The 18,721-nt window shown below is 53.0% G+C and carries 17 protein-coding genes; 14 read left to right on the top strand and 3 right to left on the bottom strand.

The window, feature by feature from the left end:
- The first annotated feature begins 19 nt into the window (after nucleotides 1-19).
- The 7 genes from B1A75_RS14815 (at nucleotide 20) to B1A75_RS14785 (ending at nucleotide 8,457) form a co-directional block, all read left to right on the top strand.
- Nucleotides 20-1,039, top strand: coding sequence for a DUF3048 domain-containing protein (locus B1A75_RS14815; protein WP_074044139.1), 1,020 nt, complete (start codon nucleotides 20-22; stop codon nucleotides 1,037-1,039).
- A gap of 92 nt (nucleotides 1,040-1,131) precedes the next feature.
- Nucleotides 1,132-1,467 carry a YerC/YecD family TrpR-related protein gene (locus B1A75_RS14810; RefSeq protein ID WP_074044138.1) on the top strand — a complete coding sequence of 112 codons (336 nt, stop codon included), beginning with the start codon at nucleotides 1,132-1,134 and terminating at the stop codon, nucleotides 1,465-1,467.
- Nucleotides 1,468-1,565: 98 nt separating this feature from the next.
- The gene (gene pcrB / locus B1A75_RS14805) at nucleotides 1,566-2,285 is read left to right on the top strand and encodes a heptaprenylglyceryl phosphate synthase (protein ID WP_074044137.1); all 720 of its coding nucleotides are present in this window, start codon (nucleotides 1,566-1,568) and stop codon (nucleotides 2,283-2,285) included.
- A 28-nt stretch (nucleotides 2,286-2,313) separates the two neighbouring features.
- Nucleotides 2,314-4,488 carry a DNA helicase PcrA gene (gene pcrA, locus B1A75_RS14800; protein WP_074044155.1) on the top strand — a complete coding sequence of 725 codons (2,175 nt, stop codon included), beginning with the start codon at nucleotides 2,314-2,316 and terminating at the stop codon, nucleotides 4,486-4,488.
- A gap of 20 nt (nucleotides 4,489-4,508) precedes the next feature.
- Nucleotides 4,509-6,521, top strand: coding sequence for an NAD-dependent DNA ligase LigA (gene ligA / locus B1A75_RS14795; RefSeq protein WP_074044136.1), 2,013 nt, complete (start codon nucleotides 4,509-4,511; stop codon nucleotides 6,519-6,521).
- Nucleotides 6,518-7,741 carry a CamS family sex pheromone protein gene (locus B1A75_RS14790; RefSeq protein ID WP_074044135.1) on the top strand — a complete coding sequence of 408 codons (1,224 nt, stop codon included), beginning with the start codon at nucleotides 6,518-6,520 and terminating at the stop codon, nucleotides 7,739-7,741. Before ligA ends, B1A75_RS14790 begins: the two co-directional genes overlap by 4 nt.
- A gap of 158 nt (nucleotides 7,742-7,899) precedes the next feature.
- Complete coding sequence (locus tag B1A75_RS14785; RefSeq protein ID WP_074044134.1) at nucleotides 7,900-8,457, top strand: LOG family protein; 558 nt, start codon at nucleotides 7,900-7,902, stop codon at nucleotides 8,455-8,457.
- Between the two features lie 38 nt (nucleotides 8,458-8,495).
- Here the strand turns inward: B1A75_RS14785 and B1A75_RS14780 are convergent, their stop codons facing one another.
- The 3 genes from B1A75_RS14780 to B1A75_RS14770 form a co-directional block, all read right to left on the bottom strand.
- A complete protein-coding gene (locus B1A75_RS14780) occupies nucleotides 8,496-9,938 on the bottom strand; it encodes a flavin monoamine oxidase family protein (RefSeq protein ID WP_074044154.1) in 1,443 nt (480 codons plus the stop codon).
- A 134-nt stretch (nucleotides 9,939-10,072) separates the two neighbouring features.
- Entirely contained in the window at nucleotides 10,073-10,846 is a 774-nt protein-coding gene (locus tag B1A75_RS14775; RefSeq protein ID WP_079936423.1) for a VOC family protein, read from the bottom strand.
- Between the two features lie 31 nt (nucleotides 10,847-10,877).
- On the bottom strand, nucleotides 10,878-11,426 hold the full coding sequence (locus B1A75_RS14770) for a hypothetical protein (RefSeq protein WP_074044153.1): 549 nt from the start codon (nucleotides 11,424-11,426) through the stop codon (nucleotides 10,878-10,880).
- 157 nt (nucleotides 11,427-11,583) lie between these two features.
- On the opposite strand from B1A75_RS14770, the gene gatC reads away from it, so the two are divergent.
- The 7 genes from gatC to B1A75_RS14730 form a co-directional block, all read left to right on the top strand.
- On the top strand, nucleotides 11,584-11,874 hold the full coding sequence (gene gatC, locus B1A75_RS14765; protein ID WP_074044152.1) for an Asp-tRNA(Asn)/Glu-tRNA(Gln) amidotransferase subunit GatC: 291 nt from the start codon (nucleotides 11,584-11,586) through the stop codon (nucleotides 11,872-11,874).
- Nucleotides 11,875-11,886: 12 nt separating this feature from the next.
- Nucleotides 11,887-13,344, top strand: coding sequence for an Asp-tRNA(Asn)/Glu-tRNA(Gln) amidotransferase subunit GatA (gene gatA / locus B1A75_RS14760; RefSeq protein WP_074044132.1), 1,458 nt, complete (start codon nucleotides 11,887-11,889; stop codon nucleotides 13,342-13,344).
- Between the two features lie 13 nt (nucleotides 13,345-13,357).
- Nucleotides 13,358-14,788, top strand: a complete 1,431-nt coding sequence (gene gatB, locus B1A75_RS14755) for an Asp-tRNA(Asn)/Glu-tRNA(Gln) amidotransferase subunit GatB (protein WP_074044131.1) — start codon at nucleotides 13,358-13,360, stop codon at nucleotides 14,786-14,788.
- A gap of 174 nt (nucleotides 14,789-14,962) precedes the next feature.
- Nucleotides 14,963-16,267: a homocysteine synthase gene (locus B1A75_RS14750; RefSeq protein ID WP_074044130.1), complete on the top strand. Its 1,305-nt coding sequence runs from the start codon at nucleotides 14,963-14,965 to the stop codon at nucleotides 16,265-16,267.
- 518 nt (nucleotides 16,268-16,785) lie between these two features.
- Nucleotides 16,786-17,955 (top strand): ISL3 family transposase, encoded by a 1,170-nt coding sequence (locus B1A75_RS14740; RefSeq protein ID WP_074044128.1) that lies wholly within the window; start codon nucleotides 16,786-16,788, stop codon nucleotides 17,953-17,955.
- Between the two features lie 213 nt (nucleotides 17,956-18,168).
- On the top strand, nucleotides 18,169-18,309 hold the full coding sequence (locus tag B1A75_RS14735; RefSeq protein ID WP_079936422.1) for a gallidermin/nisin family lantibiotic: 141 nt from the start codon (nucleotides 18,169-18,171) through the stop codon (nucleotides 18,307-18,309).
- An 87-nt stretch (nucleotides 18,310-18,396) separates the two neighbouring features.
- A partial coding sequence (locus B1A75_RS14730; RefSeq protein WP_254866642.1) for a DUF6444 domain-containing protein occupies nucleotides 18,397-18,721 on the top strand: 325 nt, incomplete at its 3' end.

The raw sequence follows: 18,721 nt of genomic DNA, 5'->3' as shown, positions 1-18,721 counted from the left end.
AGAAAAGGTTGTGTGTCCATTGAAACATTGGCTGTTCGCCGTCAGCTGCGCGGCGTTGTTGTTAGGCGGCTGCACGACCAAAAGCGAGCCGAAGCAGGCCGAACCGGCCAAACCGGCTCCTCGGCAGGAGCAGCCGTCCAAGCCTCCGGCGGAGGAAAAACAAACGTTCCCGCTGACGGGGCTGCCGGCGAAAGGGAACATCCATCAACGGGTCGTCGGCGTGATGATCAACAATCACCCGAAGGCGCGGCCGCAATCGGGGCTTCGTGCGGCGGACATCGTGTATGAGGTGCTTGCCGAGGGCGATATCACCCGTTTGTTGGCGTTGTACCAAAGCGAATTGCCGGAGCGGGTCGGACCGGTGCGAAGCGCGCGTGATTACTATATTGACTTGAGCGAAGGCTACCATGCACTGTATGTATGTCACGGCTGGAGTCCGGAGGCGAAAGCGCGTCTTGAGGGAGGCGGCATCGACTATTTGAACGGACTGTTTTACGACGGCACGCTGTTTCAGCGCGTTCCGTTCCGCAAGGCGCCGCACAACTCATACATTTCATTCACCAACATCGAAAAAGGAGCGAAACAAAACGGGTATGCTTGGACGGACAACGTTGCCCCGCTATCGTTTCGCACCGATGAGCCGAGCGGCACGAAGGTCGAGACGGTCCACATCGCCTATTCGCATCGCGCCTATGCCCAAGTCGAATACCAATATGTTCCTGAACAAAATGGGTATTACCGGTACAGCGGCGGCGAGCAAACGATCGATTACGATACGCATAAGCCGGTTGTCGTGCAAAACGTCATGATCATCGCCGCCCACCATCAAGTGGTTGACAGCTACGGGCGGCGCGACATCGACCTCACCTCCGGCGGCAAGGGGTACTTGCTGCAGGGCGGCGTCATGCAGCCGATCGAATGGAAAAACGTCGACGGCCGGCTGCTGCCGTACCATAACGGGGCTCCGATCGGATTCGTGCCGGGAAAAACGTGGATCAATATCGTGCCGGAACTGGCGATCGTCCAGTGGAAATCATAACCGCCTTGTCTGTTGCAAGGCAAAGGGGCGGTGGATTCGCAGATTGGTTGGCTACAACATTTTTCCCGCCAAAACGCAAGGAGGAAGCAGCTATGCAAATTGACAAACTGCGCGGCAGAGAGTTGGATCAACTGTTTAAAGCGATTTTATCGCTGCGCGATTTAGAAGAGTGTTACCGTTTTTTTGATGATTTATGCACCGTGAATGAAATCCAGGCGCTCGCCCAGCGGCTCGAGGTCGCCCGCATGCTGCGCGAAGGATATACGTACCATAAAATCGAAACGGAAACCGGGGCGAGCACGGCGACGATTTCGCGCGTCAAGCGCTGCCTCAACTACGGCAATGATGCTTACGCCATGGCGCTCGATCGCATTAAAGAGGAGCAACATCAAGAAGAGAAAGAAGCCAACGAAGCGGTCACTGACTGACGCGGCAAGGAGATTCCTTCCATTTGCAAAGGAACTCCTTTTCTTTTTGCGGATTTGTTATAATGGAACAATGGAGAAATGAGTGGAGGGTTACCGCTATGGAGGAGATTCGCGCTTGGCGCCATGTGTTTAAACTCGACCCGAATAAACCGATTGATGACGAGCGCCTTGAGCGCCTTTGCGAGTCGGGAACGGATGCAGTCATTGTCGGCGGAACCGACGGGGTGACCATCGACAACGTGCTTGATTTATTAGCTCGCATTCGCCGTTTTTCGGTGCCATGCGCGCTCGAAGTCACCGACGTCGAAGCGCTGACGCCGGGATTTGACGTATATTTGGTTCCGATCGTGTTAAACAGCCGGCAGGCGGAGTGGATCATCGGCCGTCATCACGAGGCGGTGAAACAATACGGCGATGTCATGAACTGGGATGAGATTTTCGCTGAAGGTTACTGCATTTTAAATCCAGAATGCAAAGCGGCCAAGTTGACGGGAGCCAACACGGGACTTGACGTTGACGACATTGTAGCCTACGCGCGTTTAGCCGAGCATTTGTACAAGCTGCCGATTTTTTACCTTGAGTATAGCGGCGCTTATGGCGATCCGTCTTTAGTGGAAAAAGTGAAACAAGTGCTTGATCAGACGCAGCTGTTTTATGGCGGAGGGATCACAACGCCTGAGCAGGCGGAGCATATGGCGCGTTATGCCGATACGGTGGTCGTCGGCAACGCGATTTACGACGCGTTCGAACAGGCGTTGGCGACGGTGGCGGCGGTGAAGCAGATGACTGGTCAACGCAGCGGCGATGACGGAAAATAGAACATATGTTTTATTGGTGGTGGACATGATGAATTTTTTATCGGAAAAGCTGCTTGCGCATTTAAACAAAGAGCAGCAAGAAGCCGTTAAAACGACAGAAGGCCCATTGCTCATCATGGCGGGAGCGGGCAGCGGAAAAACGCGCGTGCTGACGCACCGCATCGCCTATTTGATGGCGGAAAAACAGGTGGCGCCTTGGAATATTTTGGCCATTACGTTTACGAACAAGGCGGCGCGCGAGATGAAAGAGCGGGTGCAGGCGCTCTTAGGCGGGGCGGCGGAAGACGTCTGGATTTCGACGTTCCACTCGATGTGCGTCCGCATATTGCGCCGCGACATTGACCGCATCGGCATCAACCGCAATTTTTCCATCCTCGACCCGACGGATCAGCTTTCGGTCATCAAAACGATTTTGAAAGAAAAAAATATCGATCCAAAAAAATTTGAGCCGCGGACGATTTTAGCGACGATCAGCGGGGCGAAAAACGATTTGATCACGCCGGAGCAATTTGCGAAGCGGGCATCGACGTACTACGAAAAGATCGTCGCCGACGTGTATCAAGAGTACCAACAACGCCTTCTCCGCAACCACTCGCTCGACTTTGACGATTTGATTATGACGACGATCCACTTGTTTGACCGCGTGCCGGATGTGCTGCAATATTACCAGTATAAGTTTCAGTACATCCATATTGACGAGTACCAAGACACAAACCGCGCCCAATATACGCTTGTCAAAAAGCTAGCCGAGCGATTCCAAAACATTTGCGCCGTCGGCGATGCCGATCAGTCGATTTACCGCTGGCGCGGGGCGGACATTCGCAACATTTTATCGTTTGAGCGCGACTACCCGAACGCGAAAGTCATCTTGCTTGAACAAAACTACCGCTCGACGAAACGCATCTTGCAGGCGGCCAATGAAGTCATTGCCCATAACGTCAACCGAAAGCCAAAGCGGTTGTGGACGGAAAACCCGGAAGGGAAGCCGATCATCTATTATGAAGCGATGAACGAAGCGGACGAAGCGCAATTTGTCGCCCGCCGCATTCAAGAGGCGGTTGAGCGTGGGGAGCGCCGCTACCGCGATTTTGCTGTGCTTTATCGGACGAACGCCCAGTCGCGCGTCATCGAGGAAATGTTTTTAAAAGCGAACATTCCGTACCAAATCGTCGGCGGCTTAAAGTTCTATGACCGAAAAGAAATTAAAGACATTCTCGCTTACTTGCGCGTCATCGCCAATCCTGATGACGATTTGAGCTTGCTTCGCATCATCAACGTGCCGAAGCGCGGCATCGGTACCTCAACGATCGATAAACTCGTCCGCTATGCGGCCGAGCATGAGCTGTCCTTGTTTGAAGCGCTTAGCGAGCTGGAGATGATTGGTTTCAGCGCGAAAACGGCCGGGGCTCTCGCTGAGTTCCGCGGCCAGCTTGAGCAATGGACGCAACTGCAAGAATATCTTCCAGTCACGGAACTTGTGGAGGAAGTGCTCGACAAATCGGGCTACCGCGAGATGCTCAAGGCGGAGCGGACGATCGAAGCGCAAAGCCGGCTCGAGAACTTGGACGAGTTTTTGTCGGTGACGAAGCATTTCGAAAATGTAAGCGACGATAAATCGCTCGTCGCCTTTTTAACCGACTTGGCGCTCATTTCTGATTTGGACGAGCTGAATGGGACAGATCAGGCGGCCGAGGGCGATGCGGTCGTCTTGATGACGCTGCACGCCGCCAAAGGGCTCGAATTTCCAGTCGTGTTTTTGATCGGCATGGAAGAAGGCATTTTTCCGCACATTCGTTCCCTGGAGAATGATGATGAAATGGAAGAAGAGCGGCGGCTGGCGTATGTCGGCATCACTCGGGCCGAGGAAGAGCTCGTGTTAACGAACGCGCAAATGCGGACGCTGTTTGGCAACATCCAAATGAACCGGCCGTCGCGCTTTTTAGACGAGATTCCCGCGCATTTGCTAGAGACGGTCTCGCACGGAAAACCGTCCGTTTCCCGTTCGGCGCCCGCTCGCTTGCAGGCAGGCGGCGCCATCGGGGCGTGGAAAGTCGGCGACCGGGCCAACCACCGGAAATGGGGGATCGGCACGGTTGTCAGCGTCCGCGGCGAAGGCGACGACCAAGAACTCGATATCGCCTTCCCGAGCCCGATCGGCATTAAACGTCTGCTCGCTAAATTTGCGCCGATTGAGAAAGTATAGAAAGGAGAACGGGTGAACGTATGGACCGCCAACAAGCCGAACGGCGCGCGGCCGAGCTGCGCGAACTGCTCAACCGCTATGGCTACGAATATTATGTGCTCGACCGGCCGTCCGTCCCGGACGCCGAGTATGACCGGCTCATGCAAGAGCTGATTGCCATCGAGGAACAGTATCCGGAATTGAAAACGAGCGACTCGCCGACCCAGCGCATCGGCGGCCCTCCGCTTGAGGCATTCCGCAAAGTGACGCATCGCGTTCCGATGATGAGCCTCGCGAACGCGTTTGGCGAAGGGGATTTGCGCGATTTTGACCGCCGCGTCCGCCAAGAAGTCGGCGAAGCGGCGTACGTATGCGAGTTGAAAATCGACGGCCTCGCCGTCTCGGTCCGCTATGAAGACGGCTATTTCGTGCAAGGAGCGACGCGCGGCGACGGAACGACGGGCGAGGACATTACAGAAAATTTGAAAACGATCCGCTCGCTGCCTCTTCGCCTGAAAGAGCCGGTGTCGCTTGAGGCGCGCGGCGAGGCGTTCATGCCGAAAGCGTCGTTTTTGCGCTTAAACGAGGAGCGCAAAGCCCGAGGCGAGGAGCTGTTTGCCAACCCGCGCAACGCGGCGGCCGGCTCGCTCCGCCAGCTCGACCCGAAAGTGGCGGCGTCGCGCCAGCTCGATTTGTTCGTTTATGGTTTGGCCAATGCCGAAGAGCTTGGTATTGAGTCGCACAGCGAGGCGCTCGATTACTTACAGGCGCTCGGGTTTAAAGTGAATCCCGAGCGGCGGCGCTGCGCCAACATCGATGAGGTGATCGCCTTCGTCAATGAGTGGCACGAAAAACGGCCGCAGCTGCCGTACGAGATCGACGGCATCGTCATTAAAGTCGACTCGTTCGCCCAACAGCGGCAGCTGGGTGTCACGGCAAAAAGCCCGCGCTGGGCGATCGCCTACAAATTCCCAGCCGAGGAAGTGGTGACGACGCTTATCGGCATTGAGGTGAACGTCGGACGCACGGGCGTTGTCACTCCGACAGCGATTCTTGAGCCGGTCCGTGTCGCCGGCACGACCGTGCAGCGCGCCACTCTTCATAATGAAGATTTTATCCGGGAGAAAGACATTCGCATCGGCGATGCGGTCATCATTAAAAAAGCGGGCGACATCATCCCGGAAGTGGTCGGCGTCGTCGTCGACCGGCGCGACGGGGATGAAACGCCGTTTGTGATGCCGACGCACTGCCCGGAATGCGAAAGCGAGCTCGTCCGCCTGGATGGAGAAGTGGCGCTCCGTTGCCTAAACCCGAAATGCCCGGCCCAGCTGCGCGAACGGCTCATCCATTTTGCCTCAAGAGCAGCGATGAACATTGAAGGGTTGGGCGAAAAAGTCGTCACCCAATTGTTTAACGCTGGCCTCGTCCACGATGTCGCCGATTTGTACCGGCTGACGAAAGAACAGCTCATCGGTTTGGAACGGATGGGCGAAAAGTCAGCAACCAACTTGCTTGCGGCCATTGAGGCATCGAAGCAAAACTCGCTCGAGCGGTTGCTGTTCGGTCTTGGCATCCGCTACGTCGGAGCGAAAGCCGCCCAACTTTTAGCTGAGCATTTTGAAACGATGGAGAGGCTGGAAAGAGCGACGAAAGAGGAATTGATGGCCGTGCCGGAAATCGGCGAGAAAATGGCGGACTCGATCACCGCTTTCTTTTCCCAGCCAGAAGCGGCCGAGCTGTTGAATGAGCTGCGGTTTTACGGCGTCAACATGGCATACAAAGGACCGAAGCGAGCCGCTGAAGCGCCAGCCACGTCGGCGTTTGCTGGCAAAACTGTCGTCTTGACCGGCAAACTCGCGTCGATGTCGCGCAATGAGGCAAAAGAAGAGATTGAACGGCTCGGTGGGCGCGTCACCGGCAGCGTCAGCCGCAGCACCGACATCGTCATCGCCGGCGAGGACGCCGGATCGAAGCTAGAGAAAGCCCAGCAGCTCGGCATTGAGATTTGGGACGAATCACGATTTTTGCAAGAGATCAGCAGGGGGAAACGATGAAACGAATCTCACCACTTCGCAGTTTGGTTGCCTGCCGTTGGACGAATCGGGCCCGAAAGCGGTTGGCCGCTGTCGGCCTCGCTTCGATTTGTTTGTTGTCCGCGTGTGCGCCGAAGTTTGACAAAGGCGAGGAAGTCGTGCAAGACAAAGGCAGCAAACAGCAAGAAGCCGTCATCCCGAAATACAACATTGCCGACTCGTATTACCGCGTCATCCTGCCGTTCAAACCGTCCGGGGCCCGTGGGGAGGTCGTCAATGATTTAAATACGCGCCTTGATGTTGACGAATTTGAGACGGGGCTCATGCGCCTCGCCACTGAGCAGTTTCCGTCGGATGAGTACTTGTTCCAAGAGGGGCAATATTTGGACAGCGAGACGGTCGGGAAATGGCTCGCTCGCAAGAAGACGACTCGCCAGCTGAAGGAAGAGAAAATGAAGCCGGAAGACAACATCGGCTTAAACCCACCGATCAGCGACACGGGAACAAATGAACAAAAAAACAAACAAAGCCCGATTTATTTGGCGAGCATTTTGGAACATGATTATTTGGTGAAGGTCGACAACGACAAAGTGAAGCTCGGCGGCGTCGCTATCGGCCTGGCGTTAAACTCCGTCCACTATTATTCGACCGAGCAAGGCTATCCGCGCGAGGTCAAAATCAAAGACGATGTCATCGAACGGGAAGGAAAGCGGATCGCCGCCGAGGTGCTGAAGCGGCTGCGGAGCATGAAAGGGCTCGGCAACGTGCCGATTACGATCGCTTTATACAAACAAGCGCCCCGTTCATCTGTCGTTCCAGGCCACTTTTTCGCCGTCACCCATGTCGATGAAGGAAGCAGCACCATCGATGATTGGGAGGCTGTGAACGAGGAATATTATTTATTCCCGTCCGATGAGGCGGAAGAGAACCATCGTGATGACTGGCTCAAATTCAACAATTTTAAATCAGACGTTGAAGACTTTTTCCCGAACTACACCGGCATCGTCGGCAGAGGGTTGTACGTCAACGACCAGCTTCAGAAGTTAACGATTAACATTACGATGCCGTTTTACGGCAAAGCGGAAGTGATTGGCTTTACCCAATACGTGACCGGCTTGGTGATGGAAAAATTCCCGGACTACATCACCGTCAATGTCTACATCGCCTCGGCCGGCCAGCCGGAAAGCCTCATCGTGCGCCAGGCGAAAGCAGATGAGCCGTTTGTGCATATTTACCAATGACGACAATGGCCGCATCCCCTCTGGACGAGCCAGAGGGGATGCGTGTTTTGCGATATTGCGGTTCGAAAAGGCGGGTGAGAACGGATGCTGGCAGCTTGTCGGTGTGATTGGCCTGATGGGGAAAGATGGGTAAAATAATGTAAAGGTGTGTCATGATCATGAAAGCCATCTGTGTGTTTTGCGGATCAAGTTATGGACAAAGCGTAAAATACAAGGAAGCGGCCCAAGAGCTCGGAACGTTTTTAGCCCGAAGCGGCATTACGCTCATTTACGGCGGCGGGATGCGGGGGTTGATGGGAGAGGTTGCTGAGGCGGCGCTCCGTCATCAAGGACGCGTGGTTGGGATCATTCCGCAATTTTTGAAGGACCGGGAAGTGGCGCATAATCGGTTGAGCAAACTGTTGGTCGTCGATACGATGCACACCCGCAAAGCGAAAATGTACGAGGCGGCCGACGGGTTTATCGCCATGCCAGGGGGCTATGGAACATACGAAGAGCTGTTTGAAGTGCTCTCGTGGTCGCGCGTCGGCCTCCATCAAAAGCCGATCGGCCTGCTCAATGTGGATCGATTTTTCGACCCGCTCCTTGACTTGCTTCGCCATACGGTCGAAAACGGATTTGCCGCGCCGAAAGATCTCGGACTTATAGTCAGCGCTGGAGATGTTCCGAAGCTGTATGAGCGGATGAAGACGTTCCGCCATCATCGCTGTTCCTAGGCATGAAGGAGCGGATCGCCGCTTCGCCGGTCGACATGCTAAGCTGGCGAATGGTTCACTTCATACGCGGCACGGATGCCCGATTCAATGGCGCCTTGAATCCATCCGTGGTGGGTGGAAGCGTGTTCCCCGGCAAAATGCACCCTTCCTTCGGGAGTCGCGATATACGGCGACAGCTCCGTCACTTGGTTCGGCTTCATCATCGTGAAGGCGCCGCCGGAGTATGGATAGCGCACCCAACTATGGCTTGTTCCCGTTTCAAATTCTCGGTATACTTGTTCGCCATGAATAACGGCTAAATTTTTTAGTGTATATTCAAGACGTTCTTTATCGCCCAAGCTGTCCCAAGGAATGGTGTCATCTTCCCACGTATAACTGGCTAGTACAACGCCCGGTCCCGTAGTGTCGATGCCTTGGCTTGGGTATTGGGTGTATCGAATCGGCAAGTCCGAGACCGTTTTGCCGCCGAACATCCCCTCTTTTTCCCAAAACCGCGTTTTAAATTGGATGCCGGTTTTCGTCGAGCCGGCATAATGAAGTTCACGAATGGCTTTCCATTTGTTTTCGGAAAACGAATGGCGGGGTTCGATGTCGACAAACTGCAAAATCGAAAACGGGATGGTGACGATCACCCGATCTGCGGTGATTTGAAACGGTTGAAGAATTTTCGTATGGGTCGCGTGGATGGTGACGCCGTTTTCGTGCTGGACGATTTTTTGCACTTTATGGCTAAAGAAAATCTCGTCCTTCAGCTGCGGCAAAAACGCCTTTGGAAGCCGATCGTTTCCCCCGACAATTTCATAAAAGCGAATATTCGGCGTAAACAGCACCATGAGTTCACGCAACATCTCAAGAAACGAAAGTTCGGGGAATCCTTCTAACGAGAGAACGGCTTTGATCATATCGATGGCTCCCACGGACAACTGTAGACCGAACGGGTTGTAGCGCAAATAGGCGTCCAGCGAGTAGCGGTCAAGTTGTTCAATGACAATCGGCCAATGTTTTTCCGGATTTTGCTCAATGAATTGAATGACCGGACGAATCGCCATCTGCAGTAATTGGGAAGCGGTTTTGCCTCGTTCATGCGAGGCGACCGGAAAGCCAAAGAGGTCGGGATGCCGCTCATATTCACCAAGGCGCGCTTTCACGCCGCGAAAATACAGAATGTCGCGCGGAGTGCTGTTAATAAACGGGTGAAGCGGCAAGTTAAATTTTTTGATGTATTCCAATGTCAATTGATGGGTGTGCGGGATGCGCATGGCGCCGGCTTCAAGATACTGGTCGTCGCGAAAGTTGGAGCGGAGCGTGTAGATTCGGCCGCCGACCCGCTCGGACGCTTCAAGGATGGTGATGCGATGGCCGGCTTGCTTAAGCAATGACGCTGCGACAAGTCCGGCCATTCCGGCGCCGATAATGACGATGTTTTGAGGGGCGGATGTTTTCGTCAACCCATTTCGGATGATCGCAATCATCGTTTCCATTGGGAGTTTCGGAAACACATAAGGATGCGCCACGTTTGAATCCCCCTTTGCCGTTTTCACCGCGCGAGGATGAAGGCGCGGTTATTCCATCTTATTCGGCGGCAAAGGGGAGTATGTGAGAATAGGCATGCCCGTCACGATCTGGAAACGATATACGTCCCGCCATCGATTTCAATGCGGCGCTGCTCCTGTACACCCACAAGCCGGCACAAAAACAGGCGCGTTGACGGCCGACGGTCGGCTTCATAAAAACGAAGGGCGATGCCGCCGACGGCTAATTCAGCGTACGCACCTGCCTCATCGCGCCCAAAGCGGTGGTCAGGAAGGCCAAACAGCCGCCGATACACGTCGATGGCGCGGCGAAGGTCGAGCGTATAGACGCCGATGGACGACAAAGAAGAAGCCCCGATTCGATGGTGCATGAGCGGCGCCAGCTCGTTCATCCGCCCATTGTCGCTTTCGCCCCATTGGATGAAAAACGGGTAGCGGAACGCGCCGTCTGTGTCGTCTTCGATAAACAGCATCGACCATGTCAGCCGTTTGCCGTCATCGCGTTGGCGGTTGCCAGGGAGCGGACCGATCGGGGTGAATCCTTTGTTTTTGAGCTGTGCGGCCACTTTTGTGATATCGTTTGTTCGAAAGGCAAACTGGGAGAAGCCGTTTCCTTCTTGGCGGTCGGCGACAAGCTGGGTGATGAGCGGATTTCCGCACATTTTCGCCGTCTGCTCGTCGGCGATGCCGATCCACTCAATGTAGCGCAAATGCTCGAAGTAGCATAATGCGTTATACGTTCCCCATGACGGATGGCGGCCGCCATGGATGGCTGTAAACCCCAATTGTTCAAATGCAGCTTTTGCCTGCTCCGGTCGCTCGGTTAAGTGGACGAGATGGTCAAACGCGACATTCATGGCGGCGAACTCCTTCTGTATTGAGAATAGATTAGCGGAACAACATTTCTTTCAGCTTGTAAATGATTCGTTCGTTATCGACGGTGCGGTGGGCGATGAAATTCAAGTCCAGCTTGATGTCTTCGATTTGGGCAGCCAATTGCTCATAGCGGGAATCCATCTTCTGTTCGAGGCGGTCCACCGTTTGTTTCAATGAGGCAAATTCCTGGTGAAGATGGTGGACATCGGCGGCGAGAGCTTCTAGTTTGGCGTCTGTTTCGTCTTGGCGGTGGAGAAGAGCGGCCACGATGCCGTTCAATTCCTTTTGCCCGGCGCGAAGCGAATCTTGTTCTTGGCGCAGACGCTGTTGTTCCAAACGGATTTCCTGCTGCTCTTTTCGGATTTCTTGTTGTTCTTTTCGGATTTCTTGTTGTTCTCTCCGAATTTCTTGTTGTTCTTTTCGGATTTCTTCTTGTTCCTGGCGAATGGCGATTTGTTCACGCTCGAGCCGCTCTTGCCCTTCGACAAGCAGTCGGAGCGTATCATCCATCGCGTTCAAGCGGTCGAGCACTTGGGCGAGCAGCGCTTCACTCATCGTCATCATCCCCCTTTTTCATGCGTTATGGCTATTATAGTACATATGTTCGAATTTGTCAATGGACAACAAAGTAAATGTTGGCGGGAATGTTGCTTTATTTCCTGAACGTTTGGTATCATCATAGTATTGTGGAAGGTCGACCATGTCGGAGGTGAAACATATGTCGCGGATTTCCATTGACCAAGTAAAACACGTCGCTGACCTAGCGCGGTTGGCGATTACGGATGAAGAGGCGGAGATGTTTACGAAACAGCTCGATGCGATCATTACGTTTGCCGAGCAGTTGAATGAATTGGATACGGAGGACGTTCCGCCGACTTCGCACGTGCTTGATATGAGAAACGTGATGCGCGAGGATATTCCAGAACCGGGGCTGCCGCGCGAAGAAGTGTTGAAAAACGCGCCGGACCAGCAAGACGGCCAGTTCCGTGTGCCGGCCATTTTAGAGTAAGGAGGGGGATTTATGTCGCTCTTTGATCATACGGTGTCGGAATTACATACGTTGCTGCAGAAAAAAGAAGTGTCGATTTCCGATTTAGTCGACGAATCGTACCGCCGCATCGGCGAAGTGGAAGAGAAAGTGCGAGCGTTTTTAACATTAAATGAAGAACAGGCGCGGGCGAAAGCGAAGGAGCTCGATGACCAGCTCGCCAAAGGCGAAGAAACGAACCCGCTGTTCGGCTTGCCGATCGGCATTAAAGACAACATCGTCACAAAAGGGCTGCGCACGACATGCGCCAGCAAAATTCTATACAACTTTGACCCGATTTACGACGCGACGGTCATGGAGCGGTTGAATGCCGCAGGGACGATTACGATCGGGAAGTTGAACATGGACGAGTTCGCCATGGGCTCGTCGACGGAAAACTCCGGGTTTCAGCTGACGCGCAACCCATGGGACTTAGAGCGCGTTCCGGGCGGCTCAAGCGGCGGTTCGGCGGCGGCGGTGGCGGCAGGGGAAGTGCCGTTTGCGCTCGGCTCGGATACGGGCGGTTCGATCCGCCAGCCGGCGGCGTTTTGCGGGGTCGTCGGGTTGAAACCGACGTACGGCCGCGTCTCGCGCTTTGGCCTCGTCGCGTTTGCCTCGTCGCTGGACCAAATCGGCCCGATTACGCGCACGGTCGAAGACAACGCGTATGTATTGCAGGCGATCGCGGGCGTCGACCCGATGGATTCGACCTCAGCGAACATTCCAGTGCCGAACTATGTTGAGGCGTTAACGGGCGATATCAAAGGGTTGAAAATCGCCGTGCCGAAAGAATATTTAGGTGAAGGCGTCGAAGAAGGCGTGCGCCAGTCGGTGCTTGCGGCGCTCAACGTGCTTGAGAAGCTTGGCGCGGCGTGGGAAGAAGTGTCGCTGCCGCATTCGAAATATGCGTTGGCGACGTACTACTTGCTCGCTTCGTCGGAGGCATCGGCCAACCTCGCCCGCTTTGACGGCGTCCGCTACGGCTACCGGACGGACAACGCGAAAAACTTGATCGATATGTATAAACTGACGCGAAGCGAAGGGTTTGGGGCGGAGGTCAAGCGCCGCATTATGCTCGGGACGTTCGCGTTAAGCTCGGGCTATTACGATGCGTATTACAAAAAAGCGCAAAAAGTTCGGACGTTGATCAAGCGCGACTTCGAAAACGTATTTGAACGATATGACGTCATCATCGGCCCGACAACGCCGACGCCGGCGTTTAAAATCGGCGAGAAAACGAGTGATCCGCTGACGATGTACATGAACGACATTTTAACGATTCCAGTCAACTTGGCAGGCGTGCCGGCGATTTCCGTGCCGTGCGGCTTTGTCGATGGCTTGCCGGTCGGCTTGCAAATCATCGGCAAGCACTTTGATGAAAGCACCGTCTACCGCGTCGCCCACGCTTTTGAACAAGCGACCGACTACCATAAGCAAAAACCGGTGTTGTAAGGGGGGTTAGGTGATGAACTTTGAAACGGTCATCGGACTTGAAGTGCACGTCGAGCTGAAAACGAAATCGAAAATTTTCTCCAGCAGCCCGAACGCGTTCGGCGCGCCCCCGAACACGCAAACGAACGTCATTGACTTAGGGTATCCAGGCGTGCTGCCGGTGTTGAACCGACAGGCGGTCGAGTTTGCGATGAAAGCGGCGATGGCGTTAAACTGCGAAATCGCGACCGAGACGAAATTCGACCGCAAAAACTACTTTTATCCGGACAACCCGAAAGCGTACCAAATTTCGCAATACGATCAGCCGCTCGGCCGAAATGGCTGGATTGAAATTGAAGTAAACGGGAAAAAGAAAAAAATCGGCATCACCCGCATTCATTTGGAAGAAGACGCCGGCAAGCTGACGCATACGGGCGACGGCTATTCGCTCGTGGATTTTAACCGCCAAGGGACGCCGCTCATTGAGATCGTCTCCGAGCCAGACATCCGCTCGCCGGAAGAGGCCTATGCGTATTTGGAAAAATTAAAGGCGATCATCCAATACACGGGCGTCTCCGACTGCAAAATGGAAGAAGGATCGCTTCGCTGCGACGCCAACATTTCGCTCCGCCCGATCGGGTCGGACAAGTTCGGCACGAAAACGGAATTGAAAAACTTAAACTCGTTCAACTTCGTCCGCATGGGGTTGGAATACGAAGCGAAGCGGCAGGAGAAAATTTTGCTCTCGGGCGGCGTCATCCGTCAAGAAACGCGGCGCTTTGATGAAGCGACAAAAACGACGGTGCTGATGCGCGTCAAAGAAGGCTCGGAAGACTACCGCTACTTCCCGGAGCCGGACTTGGTGATGCTCTATATTGACGACGAATGGAAAGAGCGCGTCCGCGCCTCGATTCCGGAGTTGCCTGACGCCCGCCGGAAGCGGTATATCGAGGAGTGGGGCTTGCCGGAGTATGACGCCAAAGTGCTGACGCTGACAAAAGAAATGGCGGATTTCTTCGAAGCAACGGTCGCAAACGGCGCCGATCCGAAACTGGCGTCGAACTGGCTCATGGTCGAAGTATCCGGGTACTTAAACGCCGAGCAAAAAGAGCTCCATGACATCGCCTTGACGCCGGAAAGCTTGGCTGGGATGATCAAACTCATCCAAAACGGCACGATTTCGTCGAAAATCGCGAAAAAAGTGTTCAAAGAACTCGTCGAACACGGCGGCGACCCGGAGAGAATCGTCAAAGAAAAAGGGCTCGTGCAAATTTCCGACGAAGGAGCGCTGCGCAAAATCGTACTCGAAGTGCTGGACGCCAACCCGCAGTCGGTCGAAGACTATAAAAACGGCAAAGACCGCGCGCTTGGCTTCCTTGTCGGGCAAGTGATGAAAGCGACAAAAGGACAAGCGAATCCACCGCTTGTCAATAAGCTGTTAGTAGAGGAAATTGGAAAACGGTAATGAAACAACAGGAGGCCTGCCCACCGGCAGGCTCTGTTTTCAATAAAAATTTTTGCACTATTAAAAAAATGCAATTGACAAACGTTGTGATCCAATGATAGATTTTTTATAAGAAAAACCAATTGATTTAGTAGGATATGAAATCTCGAGGGATCAAAGAGGGGAGAGGAAACGATGAGCAATGAACAAAACTTCCGCCCGGAGACGCTCGCCATCCACGCCGGGCAAAAACCGGATGCGGAAACGGGCGCGCGGGCGGTGCCGATTTACCAAACAAGCTCGTATGTGTTCCGCGACAGCGAGCATGCGGCCAATTTGTTTGGTTTGAAAGAGGAAGGTTTTATTTATACGCGCATTATGAACCCAACGAACGACGTGTTCGAAAAGCGGATCGCGGCGCTTGAAGGCGGCATTGGGGCGCTCGCGCTGTCATCTGGGCAGGCGGCGGTGTTTTATTCGATCATCAACATCGCCTCGGCGGGCGATGAAATCGTCTCGTCCTCGTCCATTTACGGCGGAACGTACAACTTGTTCGCCCATACGCTGCGCAAGTTTGGCATTACGGTGAAGTTTGTCGATCCGTCCGATCCGGAAAACTTTGAGCGGGCGATCACCGATAAAACGAAAGCTTTGTTTGCGGAAACGATCGGCAACCCGAAAAACGATGTGTTGGACATTGAAGCGGTGGCCGGCATCGCCCATCGCCATGCCATTCCGCTCATTGTCGACAACACGGTGGCCAGCCCATACTTATTGCGGCCCATTGAATTCGGCGCCGATATCGTCGTCCACTCAGCGACGAAGTTCATCGGCGGGCACGGCAATTCGATCGGCGGTGTGATTGTTGACAGCGGCAAGTTTGACTGGAAAGGGAGCGGCAAGTTTCCGGAGTTCACCGAGCCAGACCCGAGCTACCACGGTTTGGTGTATGTGGACGCCGTTGGCGAAGCGGCGTACATCACGAAAGCGCGCATCCAGCTCTTGCGCGATTTGGGAGCAGCGTTGTCGCCGTTTAATGCGTTTTTGCTTTTGCAAGGGTTGGAGACGCTCCATTTGCGGATGCAGCGCCATAGCGAAAACGCACTTGCCGTCGCCAAGTTTTTAGAAGAGGAAGAAGCAGTCGAATCGGTCAACTATCCGGGGCTTCCGAGCCATCCGTCGCATGAACTGGCGAAAAAATATTTGCCAAACGGGCAAGGAGCGATCGTTACGTTTGAAATCAAAGGCGGCGTCGAAGCCGGGAAAAAATTGATCGACTCGGTCAAGCTGTTCTCTCATTTGGCCAACATCGGCGATTCGAAATCGCTCATCATCCACCCGGCCAGCACGACGCACGAGCAGCTGAGCCCGGACGAGCAGCTGTCCGCCGGCGTCACCCCAGGCCTTGTGCGTCTGTCCGTCGGCACAGAAGCGATCGACGACATTTTGGACGACTTGCGCCAAGCCATTCGCCAAAGCCAGACGGTGGGGGTGAAGTAGAAGTAGCGAAGCGGATATAGGAAACATTTAGAAAATATAAAGAGTGTCCTAAGCGAAAAAACAGGGCGCTCTTTTTTGATTTGCGGAGCAAACCGTTCTTCTCCTTCCCATTGTTCACGGCTTTCACTTTTGCGCAATTCCGGCACGCAAAGCAGCATCCTGAGAGCTGGCTGGCAACGATCGTGCGGAGGCCAGCGAATACACGACGGGCAGCGGGCATCACCCCCGCTTCCTTGATAGAAACCGCATCGCCTTGGCCCGAGATCTTTCTTACGCGTATGATAGCATTTAAGTTGCATATAGTGATGCTAGTTGAACGCAGCGTTCCACTAGCATCACGGGTCAATGATTTTGTATAAGCATGGATAAAATCTTCTGTTCGAAATTTTTGGCTCTTCACCACAAGTTGTACTTGAGATTTTAAGATAGGTATGCATAGAGAAAATAGAGGGTACAAAAAATGCGAATTTTCCTGTATGGTAAAGGTGACCAAGCCAACCCATTGGAGGAAAATTCGCATGTACGCTCAGTTTATCAAAGAACTCATCGATTTACCAGATGTTTTGATTCAAAAGGTGCGAAAAGAAGAAGAACGTTGGATTTTCGAACTTTCTCCCACCGAACAATGCCCGTTATGTCCTGTCTGCTTGAAGCGTACGATCAAAATGACAGGCAAAAAGAAGCAATGGATGCATGGGTATGCTCAACGGATCGGCATCTTTTGGGTGGAACTCCCTGTGGAGCGTAGACGTTGTGGCACGTGTGGCATGACATTCAGCACTTCTTATCCCGGAATTTCCCCTCGAAGTGTAGCGACGGATGCGTTTCAGCAATGGGCAGCGCAATGTTGCATCGGAACCTCCATTCAGGCGGTGGCTCGAATGCTCAAGCTTCCTTACACGACCGTTGAACGTTGGTTTTATACCCATGCCCCTTCCTTCCTATCGAATGACATCCAACCAAAGGCAGTTTGTGTCGATGAGTTTGCGTTTCGAAAAGGACATGACTACGGAGTGGCGGTCATGGATGCCGAAACGGGAGAAGTGTATGCCATTGAAGCAGGAAAGAACGAGGAAGCCATTGGACGTGCGTTGGCTCATGTGTCTGATTCTGTTCAGTATGTCGTGAGCGATTTGGCTCCAGCGATGAAAAAAGCCATTCAAGGGATGTGTCCGGAAGCGAAGCATGTGGTCGATGATTTTCATGTGATTCAGTTGTTTACAGAAGCGTTGGATCGATGCCGCAAATCCTTAGGAAAAGAGGGCAAGAAACATGGGCATGTTCGGTATGTTTGCCGCTTCTTGACCCAGTGCCCCGAGAAACTCACCGAGGAGGAACGCCAAACGGTGCAGAAGTGGCAGAAAGAGAGCGATTCCTTGCAGGCTGTCTATCAGTCCCTTCAACATTATGTATCCAAAAGCCAAAACGAGCGACAAGCGAAACGTCGTTTGAACGCTTGGATTCATCGATACTTGTTTTGTCCTTGTTCCGCTGTTCGTGCCATCGCAAAAGCACTTGTCAAACGAACAGATGAAATCATTTCATGCATATTGTCTCCTTATTCGAATGGGAAGATGGAGGGAACGAATAACAAGATCAAGCTGATGAAACGTCGGGGATACGGATACCGAAATATCCAGCGTTTTGCACTGCGGGTTCGGCTAGAAACAGCTAACATACTTTCATGACAGGTGCAAGTACATCTTTTGGTGATGAACCAAATATATACCGGCACATTAGAAAAACCTTAGAATTTCAATCTATTCTAAATGTGAAAAAGGAGTTTTTCAGCTTGCTCATTAACTGCTTGGTGAAAAAAGATGGAATCTATGATGTCTTTATACATCTTTCATCAAGTAGTTAATGATAGATATCAACATATGGAAAGGAGGGAATGAAGAATGGCAAAGTTGGATGATTTCGATTTGGACATTGTTGTCAAAAAACAGGACAACATTGTACAACCTAATATTACAAGTAAATCTCTTTGTACCCCGGGTTGCATCACAGGAATCTTGATGTGCTTAACGCAAAATTCGTAACTATTCAGCCACATCATAAAGTGAGCTGAATATTTTTTGCTTTTCCTGTCCATGATGTGAATATTGATAGACAAGGAGGTGAATCGCATGTTGACGGTACAACAAGCTGTATTTACAGTTGAGAGCTTAATCGGCAAAGTTCAACAACAAAAACAGCTCATTCATCAACTCATTCAAGAAAATGAACATTTGCGTCACGAAAACAAACAACTACGCAAAGAAAATGAACAACTGAAGTACCGTGTTCAAGAGCTGGAAGCACGCACGAAAAAAAACAGCTCCAATAGCCATTTGCCCCCATCTTCTGACCGTTTTGAGAAAAAGCGTTCCTCCCGCGAGCCGTCTGGCAAAAAGCCTGGTGGGCAAGAGGGACATGAGGGGAAGACGCTCCGTCAAGTGGAACATCCAMAGC

Source organism: Geobacillus sp. LEMMY01, from assembly GCF_002042905.1.
In the GTDB taxonomy this organism is placed as follows: domain Bacteria; phylum Bacillota; class Bacilli; order Bacillales; family Anoxybacillaceae; genus Geobacillus; species Geobacillus proteiniphilus.
The sequence above is the reverse complement of the archived record's forward strand: the minus strand, read 5'-3'. Positions and strand labels throughout refer to the sequence as shown.